The following is a 20341-nucleotide window of genomic DNA, read 5'->3' on the forward strand; positions in this document are numbered from 1 at the left end:
CATGCGGTTCGTTCTCGTCTCGCTCGGCGGTGATCGCTATCAGCTCGGCGTGACCACGCACCACGTGCTGATCGACGGTTGGTCGATGCCGTTGCTCATGCAGGACCTCATGGCCCTCTACGCAACCCGCGGAGACACGTCGATGCTGCCGCGTGCGCGGTCGTACCGCTCGTTCCTCGAGTGGGTCGGTACACGCGACCTGGATGCCTCGCGCGACGCCTGGTCACACGTGTTCGACGGATTCGACGAACCGACACTGCTCGCCCCGCAGTCGCCCCGACATCCGGGCGCGCAGGGCGACGACCGCGTCAAGATCGAGCTGGACGCGCAGCGTCTGACCGCGATCAGCGACGCCGCGGCGCGCCTGGGCGTCACCGTGAACACCCTCGTGCAGGCCGCATGGGGTGTGCTGATCGGCCGGCTCACCGGCCGCGACGACGTGGTGTTCGGCGCGACCGTCTCCGGACGTCCTGCCGACCTGCCCGGCGTCGAGTCGATGGTGGGTCTGTTCATCAACACCCTGCCGGTGCGGGTGTCGTTCGATCCCGACGAGCCGGTCGCGGAGTTCCTCGGCCGCCTGCAGAGCGAACAGGCCGCGCTGCTCGAACACCACCACCTCGGCCTGACCGACATCCAGCGGGCCTCGGGTCCGGCGGTCGCCTTCGACACCCTCACGGTGTTCGAGTCGTACCCGCTCGACGAGGAGGGCCTTGCCCAGCAGGCCTCGTCGATCGACGGGATGTCCGTCACGGGAGTCGGCACGCACGATGCAACGCACTACCCGTTGAGTCTGTTCGTTCACGTCAAGACGGGAATGGAAGTCGAACTGCGTTACCAGCGTGCGCTGTTCGACCGCGATCAGGTATCCACGCTCGTCGCCCGTTTCGTGCGTGTACTCGAGTCGCTCGCTGCGCAGCCCCGGAATCCTGTGGGTGACATCGAGCTCCTCGACGCCGCGGAACTCGACCGGGTCCTCCATGACTGGAACGACTCGGCGCACGAACTCGATGTGTCGGCTCTGCTCACCGACCGGTTCGACGCGCAGGCGGCACGCACCCCCGATGCTGTCGCACTCGTCTACGAAGGTGAATCCCTCACCTACGCCGAGTTCGATGCTCGCGTCACACGTCTCGCGCGACACCTGATTGCGCAGAGGGTCGGTCCGGAGTCGTTGGTGGGCTTGGCCATCCGACGGTCTCTCGATCTGCTGGTGGGCATGTACGCGATCGTCCGGGCCGGCGGCGCCTGGGTGCCGATCGATCCCGATCACCCCATCGACCGCGTGCGGCACATTCTGGACACGGCTGATCCGGTCTGCATCGTGACGACGGTCCGCGACGAGTTCGAGGTGCCGTCGGATCTCGATATCCGGTCGATCGCCATCGACGTGCTCGATCTGTCGGATACTTCGTCCGCGACGATCACCGATGCGGATCGGATCGCACCGCTTCGTCCGGACAACACCGCGTATGCGATCTTCACGTCGGGCTCGACGGGACGTCCGAAGGGCGTCGCGGTGACGCACCGCGCGATCGTCAACCAGACGGAATGGATGCTGCACGAGTTCGAGATGACCTCGGACGATGTGTACTTCCAGAAGACCGCCACCACGTTCGACGTGTCGCTGTGGGGTTTCTTCATGCCGTTGAGCGTGGGTGCCCGGCTCGTGATCGCGACTCCGGACGGTCACCGCGATCCCGCGTACCTGTCGGAAGTCATCGCACGCGAGCAGGTCACGATCACGGACTTCGTGCCGTCGATGCTCACGGTGTTCGCTGCCCACGCCGACGCTGTGGAATGCCGAACTCTGCGCGACATCTTCGTGATCGGTGAAGCACTGCCGCCGGAGACGATCGACGGCGTCCGCCGGATCAGTTCCGCGGACATCGACAACCTGTACGGACCTACGGAAGCCGCCGTGTCCGCCACCTACTGGCAGGCGCCGACGACGGGTTCGGTCGACGTGGTGCCGATCGGTGTCCCGGAATGGAACGTGCAGGCGTACGTTCTCGACGGTCGGCTCCGTCCGGTTCCCGTCGGTGTCCCGGGAGAGCTCTACCTCGCGGGTATCCAGCTCGCACGCGGTTATGTGCGCCGCCCCGATCTCACCTCGGACCGGTTCGTTGCGAATCCGTACGGGGAGTCCGGCGACCGGATGTATCGCACGGGTGATCTCGTGACCTGGAACGAGCAGGGCGAACTCGAATACATCGGCCGCACCGACTTCCAGGTGAAGTTCCGTGGCCAGCGAATCGAGCTCGGCGAGATCGAAACCGCGCTGCTCGCCCACGATTCGGTGAACCAGGCCGCGGTGCTCGTGGTACAGACCCCGACCGGTGACCAGCTCGCAGGGTACGTCGTGCCGTCGCCGGGACGGAACATCGACACCGGAGAGCTCGTCGATGTCGTGTCGGCGACACTGCCCTCCTACATGGTGCCGTCCGCATTGGTCGTCCTCGACGAGTTCCCGCTCAACACCTCGGGCAAGCTCGACCGCAAGGCTCTGCCTGCGCCGACATTCGAGGCGCGGGAGTTCCGTGCTCCGACGACACCGATCGAGGAGATCGTCGCGACGACCTTCGCCGATGTCCTCGGAATCGAACGCGTCGGCCTCGACGACGACTTCTTCGCGCTCGGCGGCAACTCGCTGATCGCGACGCAGCTCGTCGCGCGCCTCGGATCGGCGCTCGATGTGCGGATCCCGGTGCGGGTGCTGTTCGAGTCCTCGACGGTGCAGGCGCTCGCCACGCAGGCAGAGCAGCACACGGGTTCGGCCCGTCGGGCTCCGTTGGTGCCGCAGCAGCGCCCGGATCGGGTGCCGCTGTCGCTCGCGCAGCAGCGCATGTGGTTCCTCAACCGTTTCGATGCGACGTCGAGCGCCGACAACCTTCCCGTCGCAGTCCGTCTGACCGGCGCCCTCGACACAGCTGCGTTGCAGGCGGCCGTGCGCGATCTGCTCGATCGGCACGAGGTGCTCCGCACGATCTACCCGGAGGACGACGGTCGTCCCTACCAGCAGATCCTGTCGGTGGATGAGGCGATGCCGAACCTCGACGCCGTGCAGGTCGACGAAGTGGAACTGCCCGCACGGATCCTGGAGATCGTGGGCACAGGGTTCGATGTGACCACGCAGGTGCCGTTGCGTGCGGTTCTGTACCGGGTGGGGGAGTCCGGATCCGACCATGTGCTGGTGTTCGTTGTCCACCACATCAGTGTCGATGGCTGGTCGATGGCCCCGCTCACGCGTGATGTCATGGCGGCCTATGTGTCCCGCGCGGCCGGTGAAGAACCTGCCTGGGCTCCGCTGCCGGTGCAGTACGCGGACTTCACGCTGTGGCAGCGTGAGGTTCTCGGCTCGGAGGACGATCCGGAGAGCTTGCTGTCGACGCAGGCCCAGTTCTGGAAGCGTGCGCTCGCCGGTGTACCGGACGAGCTGAACCTGCCGATGGACCGTCCGCGTCCGCCGGTGCAGTCGTTCGCGGGTGGCCGGGTCGAGTTCGCGCTGGACGAGTCCACGCACGGTGAGCTGGCGGCGTTGGCCCGCAGGACCGGCACGACGATGTTCATGGTCGTCCACACCGCGCTGGCGATCTTCCTGGCGCGTATGTCGGACTCGGATGATGTGGCGATCGGCACGCCGATCGCGGGTCGTGGCGAGTCGGAACTCGACGATCTGATCGGCATGTTCGTCAACACTCTGGTGTTGCGGAGCCGGGTCGACGCAGGCGAGTCGTTCACCGGCCTGCTGTCGCGGGTCCGAGAGGCCGATCTCGAGGCGTTCGCGCACGCGGACATCCCGTTCGAGCGGCTCGTCGAGATCGTAGAACCCGAGCGGTCGACGGCGCGGCACCCGCTGTTCCAGGTGGCCCTGTCGTTCGAGAACCTGCCGTCCGCGGGTCTCGAACTTCCGGAGCTGAGTGTGTCCGGTGTGCCGTTCGAGGTGGACACCGCGAAGTTCGACCTGTCGCTCACGCTGCGTGAGGGCATCGGGGAAGACGGCGCACCGACGGGTATGTCGGCCGAGTTCTCCTACGCGAGTGCGCTGTTCGACCATGGCACCGTCGAACGGTTTGCGCGCCGGTTCGAACTGCTGCTCGCCGGCATCCTCGCGGATCCGCAGGCGCCGGTCGGGGATCTCCCGATGCTCGACGTCGACGAGGTCCGCCGGCTCACACATGTCCACGGGGATCACGTCGGTGCGGGTGGAACTCTCGCAGACATCCTCACGGCCGCGGTCACACTGGATCCGAATGCTACTGCGGTCCGCTACGAGGGGCGCTCGATCAGCTACCGGGAGCTCGACGAGACCTCGTCGAAGCTCGCGCGCATCCTCATCGGACGCGGCGTCGGCCCGGAGGACATCGTTGCGGTGTCGTACCCGAGGTCGTACGAGATGGTCCTGAGCGTGTGGGCGATCGCGAAGGCAGGTGCCGCGCACCTGCCGGTCGACCCCACCTATCCCGTCGACCGCGTGCGGTACATGCTCGCCGATTCCGGTGCGGTCCTGGGTATCACGTCCTCGACCCACCGCGATGGGCTGCCCGGTGACTCCGAGTGGATCGTGCTCGACGATCCGGCGTTCGTAAGTGAACTCGACGGGCAATCGGAGTTGCCGGTGGGTGCCTCCGACCGGGTGCGTCCGCTGTCGCTGTTCCATCCGGCATACGTGATCTACACCTCGGGTTCGACGGGCCGCCCCAAGGGCGTCGTCGTCACCCACCAGGGTCTCGGCGGGGTGGTCGACACCGCCGTCGAGCTGTACCACCTGCGCGCCGGTCATCGCTTCCTGCACATCTGCTCGCCGAGCTTCGACCCGTCGGTACTCGAGTGGATGGCGGCGTTCACCAGCGGCGCGACGCTGGTCGTTGTGCCCTCGACGATCATCGGCGGCCCCGATCTCGCGGAGTTGCTACGCGCCGAACGGGTGACGCACACGATCATCACCCCGGCGGTGCTGGGAACGATGGATCCGACGGGTATCGACAGTCTGGAGGTCGCGTCGGTCGGTGGTGACGTCACCACCCCGGAGCTGCTCGCCAAGTGGGCGCCGGGACGTAAGTACTTCAACGGGTACGGCCCCACCGAGACGACGATCATCTCGTCGTTCGCGCGGCTCGAACCGGGACGTCCGATCACGATCGGTCATCCCACACACGGGGTGTCCGCGCTCGTGCTCGACATGCGGTTGCGTCCTGTCCCCGAGGGCGTCGCCGGCGAGCTGTACATGACCGGTGCCGCGCTTGCCCGCGGTTACCACGGCCGCAGCGCTCTCACCGCCGAGATGTTCGTCGCGAATCCTTACAGCCCCGACGGTTCACGCATGTACCGCACGGGTGACGTGGTGCGGTGGCGTGCCGGCGAGGACCGTCTCGAGCTCGAGTTCGTGGGGCGCAGCGACTTCCAGGTGAAGGTGCGCGGTTTCCGTATCGAACTCGGCGAGATAGACGCTGCCCTGGCCGCGCACGAGACCGTCGACTTCGCTGCGACTCTCGGCCGTTCGACGGCGTCGGGTGCGACGGTGTTGGTGTCGTATGTGTTGCCTGCGGCGGGCCGGACTGTGGATGTGGCGGGGTTGACGGAGTTCGTCGCTCGGTCGTTGCCGCCGCATATGGTGCCGTCGGCGATCGTGGTGCTCGATGAGGTGCCGTTGACGCCGGTGGGCAAGTTGGATCGTGATGCGTTGCCGGAGCCGGTGCTCGAGGAGCGTGAGTATCGTGCGGCCGGTAGTGAGGTCGAGGAGATCATTGCGGAGGTGTTCGCGGAGGTTCTGCACTTGGAGAAGGTGAGTGTGGACGAGTCGTTCTTCGCGCTCGGTGGTGATTCGATCGTGTCGATTCAGTTGGTGTCGCGGGCGAAGGCTCGTGGTGTGGTGTTCTCGCCGCGGGATGTGTTCGAGCGGCGTTCGGTGGCGGGCCTGGCCGAGGTAGCAGTTCGGAGCGATGAGTCCCAGGGCATCGTGCGACTCGAGGAACTGCCCGGTGGCGGTGTCGGTGATGTTCCGTTGACGCCGATCATGCGTGAGGTGCTGGGGTGGCCCGGTGGCTTCGACCGGTTCTCCCAGTTCGTCTCCGTGACGCTTCCGCAGGACATCACTGCGGATGTGCTCGAGCGGACGATCGGTGCCGTGGTGGATCATCACGATGCGCTGCGGTCGATCCTCGACGGCGACGGCGACGGCGACGGCATCACCTTCCGGGTGCGCGCTGCCGGCGAGGTGGACGCAGAATCCCTCCTCACTCGCGTCGAGGCTCCCGCCGACATCAGCGACGAGGACCTGTCCGCTCTCGCCGGACGCGAGATCGACGCGGCACTCGGTCGACTCGACCCGTTCGCCGGGTCGGTGCTGCAGTTCGTGTGGTTCGACTTCGGTTCGGCCGCACGTGCCGGTGTGCTCGCCGTCGTCGCCCATCACCTGGTGGTCGACGGTGTGTCGTGGCGAATCCTGTTGCCGGACCTCGGTCTTGCGTGGGGTCAGATCGTCTCCGGGCAGGAGAAGATCGAACTTGCCGCTGTCGGTACGTCGTTGCGTCGCTGGGCGCACGGTCTGGTCGAGGCGGCACCGTCGCATCGCGACGAACTGGGACTGTGGGAGCGGATTCTCGAGGGCCCCGACCCACTGCTCGGCGTGCGGCCGTTCGACCCGTCCGTCGATACGGCATCGACCGTCGAGCGATTCGACATCAGCGTGCCCGCCTCGGACACCGAGGCGTTGTTGACGTCGGTGCCGTCGTTGTTCCGTGGTGGGGTTGCTGATGGTCTGGTGGCGGCGTTGGGGTTGGCGTTGGTGCGGTGGCGTCGTGATCGTGGGATCGAGTCGTCGTCTGCGTTGGTGAAGTTCGAGGGTCACGGCCGTGAGGAAGCGGTGGTGCCGGGTGCGGATCTGTCGCGGACGGTGGGGTGGTTCACGAGTGCGTATCCGGTGCGGGTGGATCTGGCCGGTGTCGATGTCGATGAGGCGTTCGCCGGTGGTGACGCGATCGGTGCTGCGGTGAAGGCTGTGAAGGAGCAGTTGCTGGCGATTCCGGACAAGGGCATGGGCTTCGGCTTGTTGCGGTATCTGGATGGGGAGTCGTCGGAGCGGTTGGCGGCGGTGGTGAAGTCGCCGCAGATCAGTTTCAACTATTTGGGTCGTGTGTCTGCGGCGGATGTGCCGGTGGAGTTGGCGGCGATCGGGTGGGCGCCTACGGACGCTCTCGGCAAGCTCGACGTGGTCCAGGACGCGGATATGCCCGCGAATGCTGCGGTCGATATCAACGCTGTGGTCAGCGACGGGCCGGACGGCCCGCAACTGGGCGCGAACATCGCGTTCCCGGAGGGACTGCTGGACCGCGACGACGTCGACGAGCTCTCTGCGCACTGGATTGCTGCGCTGAGCGCACTCGCGAAGTACGCGACCGGGCCGGGTGCAGGTGGTCTCACCCCGTCGGATCTGCCGCTGGTCGACCTCGATCAGACCGAGATCGAACACTGGGAGCACCGCTACCCGGCGCTCGACGACGTGTGGCCGCTGTCGCCGCTGCAGTCCGGTCTGCTGTTCCACGCGTCGATGACCGACGAGAGTCACGTCGACGTGTACACGATGCAGGCCGTGCTCGATCTCGAAGGTGCTGTCGACGCGGAGCGTCTGCGCGGCGCAGGTCAGACGCTGCTCGATCGATACCCGAATCTGCGTACCGCGTTCGTCACCGACGATGAAGGCGACTCGCTTCAGCTGGTTCTCGACCACGTCGAACTACCTTGGACGCAAGTAGATCTCGGTGATGTTCCGCTGGATCGACGTGAGGATGAACTTGCAGGAGTGCTCGCAGCCGAGCAGGCCCGCCGGTTCGACATGGCGTCCGCGCCGCTGATGCGGTTCCTGCTCGTCAAGGAATCCGACGATCGGTACCACCTCGCGGTCACGAGTCACCACATCCTGCTCGACGGTTGGTCGATGCCGTTGCTCATGCAGGACCTGATGGCCTTGTACGTGCTGCGCGGAGATCAGTCGTTGCTGCCGCGTGTCCGGTCGTACCGGAACTTCCTGTCCTGGCTGTCGGAGCAGAATCGCGACGATTCCCTCGACGCGTGGGCGGACACCCTGCGCGGGTTGGAGGAGCCGACGATCCTCGCGCCGGCCGTCCGCGATGCGGACAACGACACGATCGCCAAGGTGTCGGTGCTGTACGACAGCGAACGCACCACGCGGTTGACCACGCTCGCCGGGCAACTCGGCGTCACGGTCAACACGTTGGTCCAGGCGGCGTGGGCGGTGCTCGCCGGCCGGTTGACCGGACGGAACGACGTGGTGTTCGGCGCGACCGTCTCCGGACGTCCTGCCGACCTGCCCGGCGTCGAGTCGATGGTGGGTCTGTTCATCAACACGTTGCCGGTGCGGGTGAACGCCGACCCCGACGAGTCGGTCTCGACCCTGCTCACGCGTTTGCAGGCGGAGCAGGCCGGACTCCTCGATCACCATTACGTCGGCCTGTCCGACATCGAACAGCGCGCCGGCACCCCGATCGGGTTCGATTCGCTGCTGGTGTTCGAGTCGTATCCGATAGACCGGGACGCGCTGTCCGACGCGGCGGGCTCGATCGACGGGATGACCATCACCGGTGTCGGCGTCAAGGACGCGACGCACTACCCGATCACGCTGCTCACCGTCGCCGACACAGCAATCGACTTCACGTTCAAGTACCTCGAGCGTTTCTTCGACGAGGCCGCGATCTCGCGGGTCTCCGAGCAGTTCGTCCGGGTGCTCGACGCGTTCGTCGCCGACCCGGACTCCTCGGTGGGCGGCATCGATCTGCTCGGTGCAGACGAGGCGGCGCGCATCGTCGAGGAGTCGGGCGCGGTGACCCCGGTCGTTGCATCCGCGGCGCGCACTCTGGCCACTGTCCTCGGTGAGGTGATCGAAGAGGATCCGTCCGCGCCGGCGCTGGCGGTACCGGCGGACGCGGCCACAGGTGAGGAAGGACGCGAGATCTCGTACCGGGAACTCGACGAGCAGTCGTCGCAGCTTGCACGTGTGCTCATCGCACGTGGTCTCGGAACCCGCGATGTCGTGGCCATCGCGATGCCGAGGTCGGTGGCCTCGGTCGTTGCTCAGTGGGCAGTGGCGAAGACCGGCGCAGCCTTCGAGGTGGTCGACCCGCAGCGGTGGACCACCACTCTGCCGATGGGTGCGGTACTTGGCTTGACCATCGACGCCGTGACAGGCGACGAGTCGGTCGGGGACTGGCTCGTGGTCGACGACGAGGGCGTCGTGCGAGACATTGCCGCGAGGCCGGCGGATCCGGTCACCTACGCCGATCGTGTGCGTCCGGTCGATCCGGCGGATCCGGCGGTGGTCCTCGATTCACGGACGCTGTCCAACGCGGAACTGGTCGACCTCCTCGGCGCCCTGCGAGATCGGTACTCGTTGACCTACGAGTCCCGAAGCGCGGCGGTTGCGCGTGGAGGGATCGACGGTGCGGGTGCACAGGCACTGGCGCTCGAGCAGCTGCTCGTCACCGCGACCGGGGCCGTTGTCGTGCTGGTACCCGAGGGCATCGTGGGCGGTGAGGACCTCGACGGCGTTCTCTACAACGAATGGGTCACGCACGCTCATCTGCCGGCGTCGTCCCTGGAGACCCTCGAACCCGGTCTCGAAGATCTCGCGGTGGTCGTGGTCGTCGACGAGGCTCCGGCAGGAGTTCTCACTGAGTGGCGGAGTGCACATCAAGTGCACGTCGCGGCTGACCAGCACTGATACACGTGGGGCCGCCTGAAGGCGGCCCCACGGTCGTTCGTCTGCAGGAGACGAGTTCGCTCGACGGTAACGTCGAAGCTGCCCGGAGAGATCAAACCAAGAGGTTACTAACGGGTAAGGAATGCTCGCCGATACGGATGACTATGCTGGCTCGGTTCGCATCAGGCGAGCTTCGAGGTACCGAAAGCGAAGGGTGTGGGCTTTTACATGCGTTCACGACACGACGGCGGCTCGGATGGGGTTACTCCGATGAATGCCCCGCAGTCGGACGAGCCGCAGCCGGCGGTACCCGAATCGAGCACCGAGCGTCCGGCGAAGGGCGCGCGCGGCCGCACCGCCGATCACGGCGGCGGCCGTGCCCCCCGGGGGGCACGCGCCCCGCGCGTCCCCCGCGCAGAGCGCCCCGCACGTGGTGGGCGTGGTCGGGGTGTGGTGTTACCGCAGTTGTTGGTGTCGGCGGTGGAGTCGTGTGGTGATGCGGTGGCGGTGGTTGCTGGTGGGCGGTCGTTGTCGTATCGGGAGCTCGATGAGTGTTCGTCGCGGTGGGCTCGGTGGTTGATTTCTCGGGGTGTGGGTCCGGGGGATGCGGTGGTGGTGGCGGTGCCGCGTTCGTTGGAGTCGGTGGTGGTGTTGTGGGCGGTGGTGAAGTCGGGGGCGACTTTTGTGCCGGTGGATCCGGGGTATCCGGCTGAGCGTGTGCAGTTCATGGTGGCGGATTCGGGTGCTGTGTTGGTGGTGACGGTGTCGTCGGTGGTGGATGTGGTGTCGGTGTCGTGTCCGCCTGCGGTGCCGGTGGTGGTGTTCGATGATGCGGGTTTGGTGTCCGAGGTGGGGGGGTTGTCGTCGCGTCCGGTGTCGTATGCGGATCGGGTGCGGTCGGTGGAGGTTTCTGATGCGGCGTGGATGATTTATACGTCGGGGTCGACGGGGCGGCCTAAGGGTGTGGTGGTGTCGCATGCGGGTGTGGCGCCGTTGATTTCGGCTGAGCGTGAGCATTTCGGGGTGGATGGGTCGTCTCGGGTGTTGCATGTGTGTTCGCCGAGTTTCGATGTGTCGTTGTTGGAGTTGTTGGTGGGGTTTTCGGCGGGGGCGTCGGTGGTGGTGGCTCCGGCGGGTGTCGGTGGTGGGCCGGAGTTGGCGGAGTTGATTGCGGCGGAGCGGGTGTCGCATGTGTTCATGACGCCGGGTGCGTTGGGGTCGATGGATCCGGTGGGGTTGGATTCGTTGTCGACTGTGGTGGTGGCGGGGGAGGCTTTTACGCCGGAGTTGGTGCGGCGGTGGTCTGTTCCGGGTGTGCGGCGTTTTTTCAATGCGTATGGTCCGACGGAGACGACGATTTTGGCGACGAGTTCGTCGGAGTTGGTGCCGGGTTCGGGGGTGTCGATCGGGTCGGCGATTGTGGGGGTGGGGTGTTTTGTGCTGGATGAGCGTTTGCGTCCGGTGCCTGATGGTGTGGTGGGGGAGTTGTATGTGGCGGGGGCGCAGGTGGCGCGGGGGTATCACGGTCGTGTGGGGTTGACGTCGTCTCGTTTTGTGGCGGATCCGTTTTCGTCGTCGGGTGGGCGGATGTATCGGACGGGGGATGTGGTTCGTCGTGGTTCGGGTGGGGTGTTGGAGTATGTGGGGCGTAGCGATTTTCAGGTGAAGGTGCGGGGGTTCCGTATCGAGTTGGGTGAGGTCGATGCGGTGTTGGCGTCGTTGCCGGGGGTGGGTTTTGCGGTGACGGTGGGGTCGGTGTTGGCGTCGGGTGAGTCGGCGTTGGTGTCGTATGTGGTGCCGGAGTCGGGTGTGGTGCTCGATTCGGGTGTGGTGCGTGAGCAGGTGGCGGGGGTGTTGCCGGGGTATATGGTGCCGGCGTTGGTGGTGGTGTTGGATGAGGTGCCGTTGACTCCGGTGGGGAAGGTGGATCGGGGGGCGTTGCCGGAGCCGGTGTTTGCGGTGCGGGAGTTTCGGGCGCCGCGGTCGGTGTTGGAGGAGTCTGTGGCGTCGGTGGTGGCGTCGGTGTTGGGGGTGGAGCGGGTCGGTTTGGATGATTCGTTTGTGGATTTGGGGGGTAATTCGTTGGCGGCGACGCGTGTGGTGGCGCGGTTGTCGTCGGTGGTGGGTGTGCGGGTGTCGGTGCCGGTGGTGTTCGAGTCGGGGTCGGTGGAGGAGTTGGCTGCCCGGATCGGCGCACTCGTGGCCGGCGGCGACTCGGTGCCGTTGGCAGCTCGGGAGCGTCCCGATCGTATTCCGTTGTCGTCGGCGCAGCAGCGGATGTGGTTCCTCAACCGCCTGCAGCCGGAATCGTTCGTCGACAACATCCCGATGGCCATAAGGCTCTCCGGAGATCTCGATCATGCGGCATTGCGCTCAGCAATCGACGACGTCGTTGCCCGGCATGAATCGCTGCGGACCGTCTACCCGGAGATCGACGGTATCGGCTACCAGCAGGTGCTCCCGGTATCGGATGCGCGGCTCGACGTGGTGCCCGAACCGCTGTCCGCAGACGAGGTCCCTGATCGCATCGCGGAGATCGTGACCACCGGATTCGATGTCACTCGCGAGGTTCCGCTCCGAGTGTGCCTGCTCGAGGTGTCGGAGCGCGAGCACGTGCTGGTCGTGGTCGTGCACCACATCTCCGCCGACGGCTACTCGATCGGCCCACTCGTACGCGACGTGGTGACCGCTTACGGCGCGCACGTCTCGGGGAACGCGCCGTCGTGGACTCCGCTCGAGGTGCAGTACGCGGACTACGCGTTGTGGCAGCGCGAGGTGCTCGGCGACGAGTCCGATCCCGAGTCGCTGATGTCCGAGCAGGTGGAGTTCTGGCGACGAACCCTCGCCGACCTGCCGGAAGAGCTTGCACTTCCCGTCGATCGCCCGCGGCCTACAGTCGCGAGCAACCGCGGTGCATCGCTGCGGGTCGATGTCGACCGCGATCTGCGTGCCGGTATCGCGGATCTGGCACGCCGCAGTGGCGCAACGGAATTCATGGTCGTCCACGCTGCACTCGCCGTGCTGCTTGCTCGGATGAGCGGTACCGAGGACATCGCGATCGGCACTCCCGTGGCCGGCCGCGGCGAGGCCGCCCTCGACGATGTGATCGGCATGTTCGTCAACACGCTCGTGCTGCGCACCGAGGTCGACGGTGGGGAGTCGTTCGAAGACCTGCTGAATCGGGTGCGTGTCGCTGATCTGGATGCGTTCGTGCACGCCGACGTACCGTTCGAGCGCCTCGTGGAGGTGCTCGACCCACCGCGTTCGCAGGCCCGTCACCCGCTGTTCCAGGTGATGCTGACGTTCCAGAATATGCCCGTGTCGAACCTCGAACTATCGGGTCTGAGCATCTCTGGCGTCGAATTCGACGCGGCGACAGCAAAATTCGACCTCCAGGTCACCGTTGCCGACACTGTGGGGGCGGACGGTGCACCCGGTGGGTTCGCCGTCGAATTCAACTACGCGACAGAGCTGTTCGACAACACCACGGTGGAGAGCCTCGCGGGTAGGTTCACCAGGATCCTCGGTGCGGTGGTATCCGACGAGAGGACCGCAGTCGCGGATCTGCCGATCCTCGAAGAGGACGAACGCGAACAGGTTCTGACCGCGTGGAGTTCGCTCGGTGCGGGCTCACCGGCACGGACCCCGGCCACGCTCTCCGGTCGTCTGTCGGAATCTGTGGTCGCTCACGCCACCGCTCCTGCGGTCACCTTCGCCGGTGCCACCATCGACTACGCCGAACTCACAGCCCGCGCCAATCGGATGGCGCGTCGGCTCGTCGCCGCCGGTGTCGGCCCGGGGGCACTCGTGGCTGTGGCGTTGCCGCGCTCGATCGACCTCGTCGTCGCGCTCCTTGCTGTGATCGAATCGGGGGGCGCCTACCTGCCGGTCGATCCGACCTATCCGCAGGATCGCATCCGGTACATGCTCGACGATGCGCGCCCCCGCGCAATCGTGACCTCCGACGTGATCGGGCGTGGCGATGGTGCGAGTGTGCTGTGGGACAGCGGAATCGACATTCTTCGTACCGATGGTGCGGACGACGTCGCCGAGACGTTCTCGGCAGATGCGCTCACCGACGCCGACCGTCCGGCGCCGTTGCGTCCCGATGATCTCGCCTACGTCATCTACACGTCGGGTTCCACGGGCCGCCCGAAGGGTGTCGGTGTCACCCACCGCAACGTGCTCACCCTCTTCGAGAACGCCGAACCGCTGTTCGGTTTCGGGTCGGAGGACGTGTGGACCCTGTTCCACTCGTACGCATTCGACTTCTCGGTGTGGGAACTGTGGGGGCCGCTGCTGCACGGTGGCCGGCTCGTGGTGGTCGACTACCCGACCTCGCGGTCGCCGGAGCTGTTCGCCGGTCTCGTGCGCACCGAAGGCGTGACGATCCTCAACCAGACGCCGTCGGCGTTCTACCAATTCGACGAGGCGGACCGTGCCCTCGCCTCGGGTGAGGTCGATGCTGCGCCGTCGACGTTGCGGTACGTGGTGTTCGGCGGAGAGGCACTCGATCCCGGGCGCCTCGGCGGCTGGTTCGACCGGCATCCCGTCTCGCCCCGCCTGATCAACATGTACGGCATCACGGAGACGACAGTGCATGTCTCCTTCCACCCGGTCGAGCGCATCCACGCGCGGGCCGGTGCGGCGAGCGCGATCGGGCGGTCCCTGCCCGGGCTCGCGGTGCGCGTGCTCGACCGACGGCTACAGCCGGTACCGCAGGGTGTGCCCGGTGAGGTCTATGTGTCCGGCGACCAGTTGTCGCGCGGGTACCTCGGACGTCCTGATCTGACTGCGGTGCGGTTCGTCGCGGATCCGTTCGGCGGAGGCAGGCTCTACCGCACCGGCGACATCGCCCGCTGGAACCCGGACGGCGTTCTCGAATACGCGGGCCGCAGTGACTCCCAGGTGCAGTTGCGCGGTTTCCGCATCGAACTCGGCGAGATCGAGGCGGCGCTACTACAGGCATCGGGTGTCGCCCATGCTGTTGCGATGGTTCGCGACGACGGGCTCGGTGAACGACTCGTCGGCTATGTCGTACCGCGCGCCGGTGAGACCGTGGTCGCGGCAGACGTGCGCACCCAGGTGTCGGAGTTCTTGACCGGATACATGGTGCCCGACATCGTGACCGTGCTCGACGAACTGCCCCTGACCGTCAACGGAAAGCTCGACCGACGAGCCCTTCCGGCTCCGCGGATCGACGCTCTCGGCGACGACTACCGGGAACCCGCAACGGAGTCCGAACGCGCAGTCGCGCGGATTCTGGCGCAGATCCTCGACGTCGAGAAGGTCGGCGCGGACGACTCGTTCTTCGATCTGGGCGGTAACTCACTCATCGCGACACGGGTGATTGCGCGGATCAACGAGACGCTGGGTTCGAGTCTGGCAATACGTGAACTGTTCGAGGACCCCACCGTTGCAGGTCTTGCGGCGCGAGCCGACTCCGGGCAGGGCGACCGGGTACTTCCCGATCTGGTGGCCGGGCCACGGCCCGATCGGATCCCGTTGTCGCTCGCGCAGCAACGTATGTGGGTGCTCAACCAGCTCGATCCGGGATCGGCGACCTACAACATTCCGCTCGCCATCCGATTGCGCGGCGACCTCGACACCGCGGCGCTGGCTGCCGCCGTAGGTGACATCGTCGAGCGACACGAGTCATTGCGCACCGTTTATCCGCAGGACGAGCAGGGCCCCCACCAGAAGATCTTGGGAGCCGACGCGGTAGATGCCCTCACGACGGTGACGGTGGACTCCGAGGCGGAGGCATTCGCGGCCGTCGTCGAGGTGGTCTCGCAGGGATTCGACGTTGCCACCGAGGTGCCTGTTCGCGGTGGGCTGGTCAGCATCGGCTCCGACGACCACGTCCTTGCGCTCGTGGTCCATCACATCTCGGCCGATGGCGCGTCCCTGCCGCCGCTCGCTCGGGATCTGATGTCGGCGTATGTGGCTCGACTTGCAGGGGATGCTCCCGCTCCCAGTGCTCTCGAGATCCAGTACGCAGACTTCGCGTTGTGGCAGCAGGAAGCCTTCGGTGCCGCCGACGATCCGCAGTCACCGGCGGGCATCCAGCTCGCGTACTGGCGTGAGCGTCTCGCCGGGGTCCCCGATCTGCTCGACGTGCCCACGGATCGGCCACGGCCGGCGACTCCGAGCCTGCGTGGAGCCACGCATGTCACCGAGGTGACCGCAGCAACCCGCACGCGCCTCGACGAACTCGCTGCGGCGCACCGGTCCACGCTGTTCATGGTGGTGCATTCCGCACTTGCGGTCTTGTTGTCGCGGCTGAGTAACTCCCGCGACATCGTCGTCGGCACCCCCGTCGCCGGACGCGGTGCTCGCGCGCTCGACGACGTGGTCGGCATGTTCGTCAACACTCTGGCGTTGCGCACCGACATCGACCCTGCCGCCACCTTCGGTGCGGTCCTCGATGAGGCCCGCGCCACGGACCTCGAGGCGTTCGCGAACGCCGACGTGCCGTTCGAGCGCATCGTCGACGAGGTGGTCGCAGCACGATCGGCAGCGCGACATCCCGTGTTCCAGACGGTGTTGTCGTTCCAGAACATCGAACCGGCACGACTCGAACTTCCCGGGCTGACAGTCGAAGCCGTCGACGGTGGTGAGCTGGCAGCAAAGTTCGACCTGCAGGTGACCGCGGAACCGAGGGAAGGCTATGACGGTGCGGCCGGGGGGATGGCACTCGCCTTCACCTACGCGACCGATCTGTTCGACGCGGATACCATCGGGACGCTCGCAGACAGGTTCGTGACGATCCTCGACACAGTGGCCGCCGACCCCGCCGCGGTGGTCGGCGACCTCGATATCCGTACGGACAGTGAGCGTTCGGCGAGCGTGACGGTGGCGCCTTCGGTGCCGTCGACGACGCCGATGAGCGTGGATCGCACCCTCGCGCAGGAACTCCAGGTTGCCGTCGAATCGGATCCGGACGCTCTCGCCGTCGTGTTCGGCGACATGGAGTCGAGCTTCGCGGAGATCGAGGCGCGCTCGTCCCAGTGGGCGAGATACCTGATCTCCCTCGGAGCGGCGTCGGGCGATGTTGTGACGGTGGACCTTCCTGTCGGTGTCGATCTGGTGGTCGCATTGTGGGCGGTGGCGAAGTCGGGGGCCGCGGTGTCCGTCGACCGGCAGGTGCCCGCACGGTGGTGTCTGGCCACGACCGACCGGGTTGTCGAGTTCGAGGAGGCTGAGACGGCTGCCGAAACGACGTGGATCTCGATCGACGATCCGGCGGTCGACGCGGCTGTGGCCGGCCTGTCCGGCCGTTCACTCGGCTACACGGATCGTCCCGAGGTACTCGGTCCCGGTGACCGGGCATTGTGCTTCGGTGATGTGTGTCTCAACCACGGTGAAGTGGTCGCCGCGTTGCGTCGGGGGCAGCAGGAGCTGGCCCTGACCTACGATTCGCGCATCCTGCCGGGCAGCGCAGCTGCCGATCGATGGACTGTTTTCGCAGTGCTGGCCGCAGCGGTTGCAGGCGCGGTGGTCGTTGTTCCTGGTCACGACGATGATCTCGGCGAACTCGTGCTCGAGGAGTGGGTCAGCCATGCATTCGTTCCGGCCGCTGAGGTATCTGCATTGTCCGATTCCGAGGACCTCGAAGCTGTGATCGTCACCGACCGACACGCCGGGGTGGACATCGTTGTTTCAGGCCCGCTGGCAGGCAAGAGTGCCGGTGCGGCCGATCCGTGGGTGCTGCAAGAAAGGTAACTGTTCGGTAACTTTACTTCCGGTCGAGCGGCGTCGGGGTTGCTCGACCGGAAGGAGTCGATTTCGTGGTGGCTGACCGGGGGTCGCGTTCGGTTGGACAGGCCGAAGCGGAAGAATTGCGACAAAGCGGCCGGATCGCACGGACCGGACGGAAGAACTCCTCGAAGCAACGTGGTGGGCGTGGTCGGGGTGTGGTGTTGCCGCAGTTGTTGGTGTCGGCGGTGGAGTCGTGTGGTGATGCGGTGGCGGTGGTTGCTGGTGGGCGGTCGTTGTCGTATCGGGAGCTCGATGAGTGTTCGTCGCGGTGGGCTCGGTGGTTGATTTCTCGGGGTGTGGGTCCGGGGGATGCGGTGGTGGTGGCGGTGCCGCGTTCGTTGGAGTCGGTGGTGGTGTTGTGGGCGGTGGTGAAGTCGGGGGCGACTTTTGTGCCGGTGGATCCGGGGTATCCGGCTGAGCGTGTGCAGTTCATGGTGGCGGATTCGGGTGCTGTGTTGGTGGTGACGGTGTCGTCGGTGGTGGATGTGGTGTCGGTGTCGTGTCCGCCTGCGGTGCCGGTGGTGGTGTTCGATGATGCGGGTTTGGTGTCCGAGGTGGGGGGGTTGTCGTCGCGTCCGGTGTCGTATGCGGATCGGGTGCGGTCGGTGGAGGTTTCTGATGCGGCGTGGATGATTTATACGTCGGGGTCGACGGGGCGGCCTAAGGGTGTGGTGGTGTCGCATGCGGGTGTGGCGCCGTTGATTTCGGCTGAGCGTGAGCATTTCGGGGTGGATGGGTCGTCTCGGGTGTTGCATGTGTGTTCGCCGAGTTTCGATGTGTCGTTGTTGGAGTTGTTGGTGGGGTTTTCGGCGGGGGCGTCGGTGGTGGTGGCTCCGGCGGGTGTCGGTGGTGGGCCGGAGTTGGCGGAGTTGATTGCGGCGGAGCGGGTGTCGCATGTGTTCATGACGCCGGGTGCGTTGGGGTCGATGGATCCGGTGGGGTTGGATTCGTTGTCGACTGTGGTGGTGGCGGGGGAGGCTTTTACGCCGGAGTTGGTGCGGCGGTGGTCTGTTCCGGGTGTGCGGCGTTTTTTCAATGCGTATGGTCCGACGGAGACGACGATTTTGGCGACGAGTTCGTCGGAGTTGGTGCCGGGTTCGGGGGTGTCGATCGGGTCGGCGATTGTGGGGGTGGGGTGTTTTGTGCTGGATGAGCGTTTGCGTCCGGTGCCTGATGGTGTGGTGGGGGAGTTGTATGTGGCGGGGGCGCAGGTGGCGCGGGGGTATCACGGTCGTGTGGGGTTGACGTCGTCTCGTTTTGTGGCGGATCCGTTTTCGTCGTCGGGTGGGCGGATGTATCGGACGGGGGATGTGGTTCGTCGTGGTTCGGGTGGGGTGTTGGAGTATGTGGGGCGTAGCGATTTTCAGGTGAAGGTGCGGGGGTTCCGTATCGAGTTGGGTGAGGTCGATGCGGTGTTGGCGTCGTTGCCGGGGGTGGGTTTTGCGGTGACGGTGGGGTCGGTGTTGGCGTCGGGTGAGTCGGCGTTGGTGTCGTATGTGGTGCCGGAGTCGGGTGTGGTGCTCGATTCGGGTGTGGTGCGTGAGCAGGTGGCGGGGGTGTTGCCGGGGTATATGGTGCCGGCGTTGGTGGTGGTGTTGGATGAGGTGCCGTTGACTCCGGTGGGGAAGGTGGATCGGGGGGCGTTGCCGGAGCCGGTGTTTGCGGTGCGGGAGTTTCGGGCGCCGCGGTCGGTGTTGGAGGAGTCTGTGGCGTCGGTGGTGGCGTCGGTGTTGGGGGTGGAGCGGGTCGGTTTGGATGATTCGTTTGTGGATTTGGGGGGTAATTCGTTGGCGGCGACGCGTGTGGTGGCGCGGTTGTCGTCGGTGGTGGGTGTGCGGGTGTCGGTGCCGGTGGTGTTCGAGTCGGGGTCGGTGGAGGAGTTGGCTGCCCGGATCGGGGCGTTGGTCGAGTCGGACGAGCCCGCAATCGGCGGCGCATTCGACATGGTCATCCCGCTCCGTACCGGCGACCCGGATCTCGAATCGGTCTTCTTCGTGCACCCGGTGGTCGGACTCGCCTGGAGCTTCGCTGAATTGGCGAAGCACGTACCGGGGGGCGGCCCCGTCTACGGACTTCAATCGCCCGCATTGTCCGGTACCGACGCAATGCCCGAATCGATCGAGGAATGGGCTCGGCTCTACATATCCGAGATCCGCCGCCTGCAATCTCATGGACGATTCCATCTTGTCGGGTGGTCGATGGGTGGCGTGATCGCCCACGAGATGGCCGTGCAGTTGCAACGGAGCGGCGAGGCCGTGGCGTCGCTGATTCTGCTCGACACTCAGGTTCCGGCACCGTTGGAGGCGCCCGTCGACGTGCAGCAGGTCGCCCTCGCAGCCCTGCGAGGAGGTGTGGGCGCAGACATACGCGGTAGGGACGAGATGGTGTCGGATATCACACGAGAACTGGATGCGGGCACCGACGGCGTTCCGACAACGGCTGCTTTCCTCGATGGAATCGGGTGGTCGTTCGGCGTTCTCGCGGAGCACAGGCCGGGTCGGTTCTCGGGAGATCTCCTTTTCGTGGGAGCTCGGGGATCGGAACCAGGAGCGGGTCATTCCCTCCTCGACTGGTCTCCGTTCGTGGTGGGCGAGGTGTGTCGCCATGAGGTCGAGGTGTCCCACTGGGAGCTGACGGGAAGCGACGCGTGTGCGGTCGTCGGGCCGCTCCTGGAGACATGGATCACTATTCGCGAAATGTCCGAATTGTTCACCCTTTCAGTGGATGTCGAATAGTTCAAATGTCATTCAACTGGAAACAGCAGTGGTCTCATGCGAGACTCGGAAATGGTCGGTGCGCGTGACCCGGTTTGTCGGGGGCCGTGTCGCGTAACAGCATCCGATCCGTGTGTATCGCCGAACGCGCTGC

At 66.0% G+C, this 20341-nt stretch carries 3 protein-coding genes (1 of these 3 only partly in view); all 3 read left to right on the forward strand.

All coding sequences use genetic code 11. The features are described 5' to 3' along the window. A protein-coding gene (locus tag ACZ46K_RS13960; RefSeq protein WP_464748789.1) for a non-ribosomal peptide synthase/polyketide synthase crosses the window boundary here: on the forward strand, window positions 1–9733 show its final stretch. Its footprint begins 20036 nt before the window's first position; the window shows 9733 of its 29769 coding nt (coding positions 20037–29769); its start codon lies beyond the left edge, outside the window; the stop codon is at window positions 9731–9733. Between the two features lie 207 nt (window positions 9734–9940). Continuing rightward, window positions 9941–17437 (forward strand): amino acid adenylation domain-containing protein, encoded by a 7497-nt coding sequence (locus tag ACZ46K_RS13965; RefSeq protein ID WP_464748791.1) that lies wholly within the window; start codon window positions 9941–9943, stop codon window positions 17435–17437. A gap of 65 nt (window positions 17438–17502) precedes the next feature. Beyond that, window positions 17503–20208: an amino acid adenylation domain-containing protein gene (locus ACZ46K_RS13970; RefSeq protein ID WP_464748793.1), complete on the forward strand. Its 2706-nt coding sequence runs from the start codon at window positions 17503–17505 to the stop codon at window positions 20206–20208. The last annotated feature ends 133 nt before the right edge of the window (window positions 20209–20341 follow it).

This window comes from Rhodococcus sp. JCM 9793, assembly GCF_055380405.1.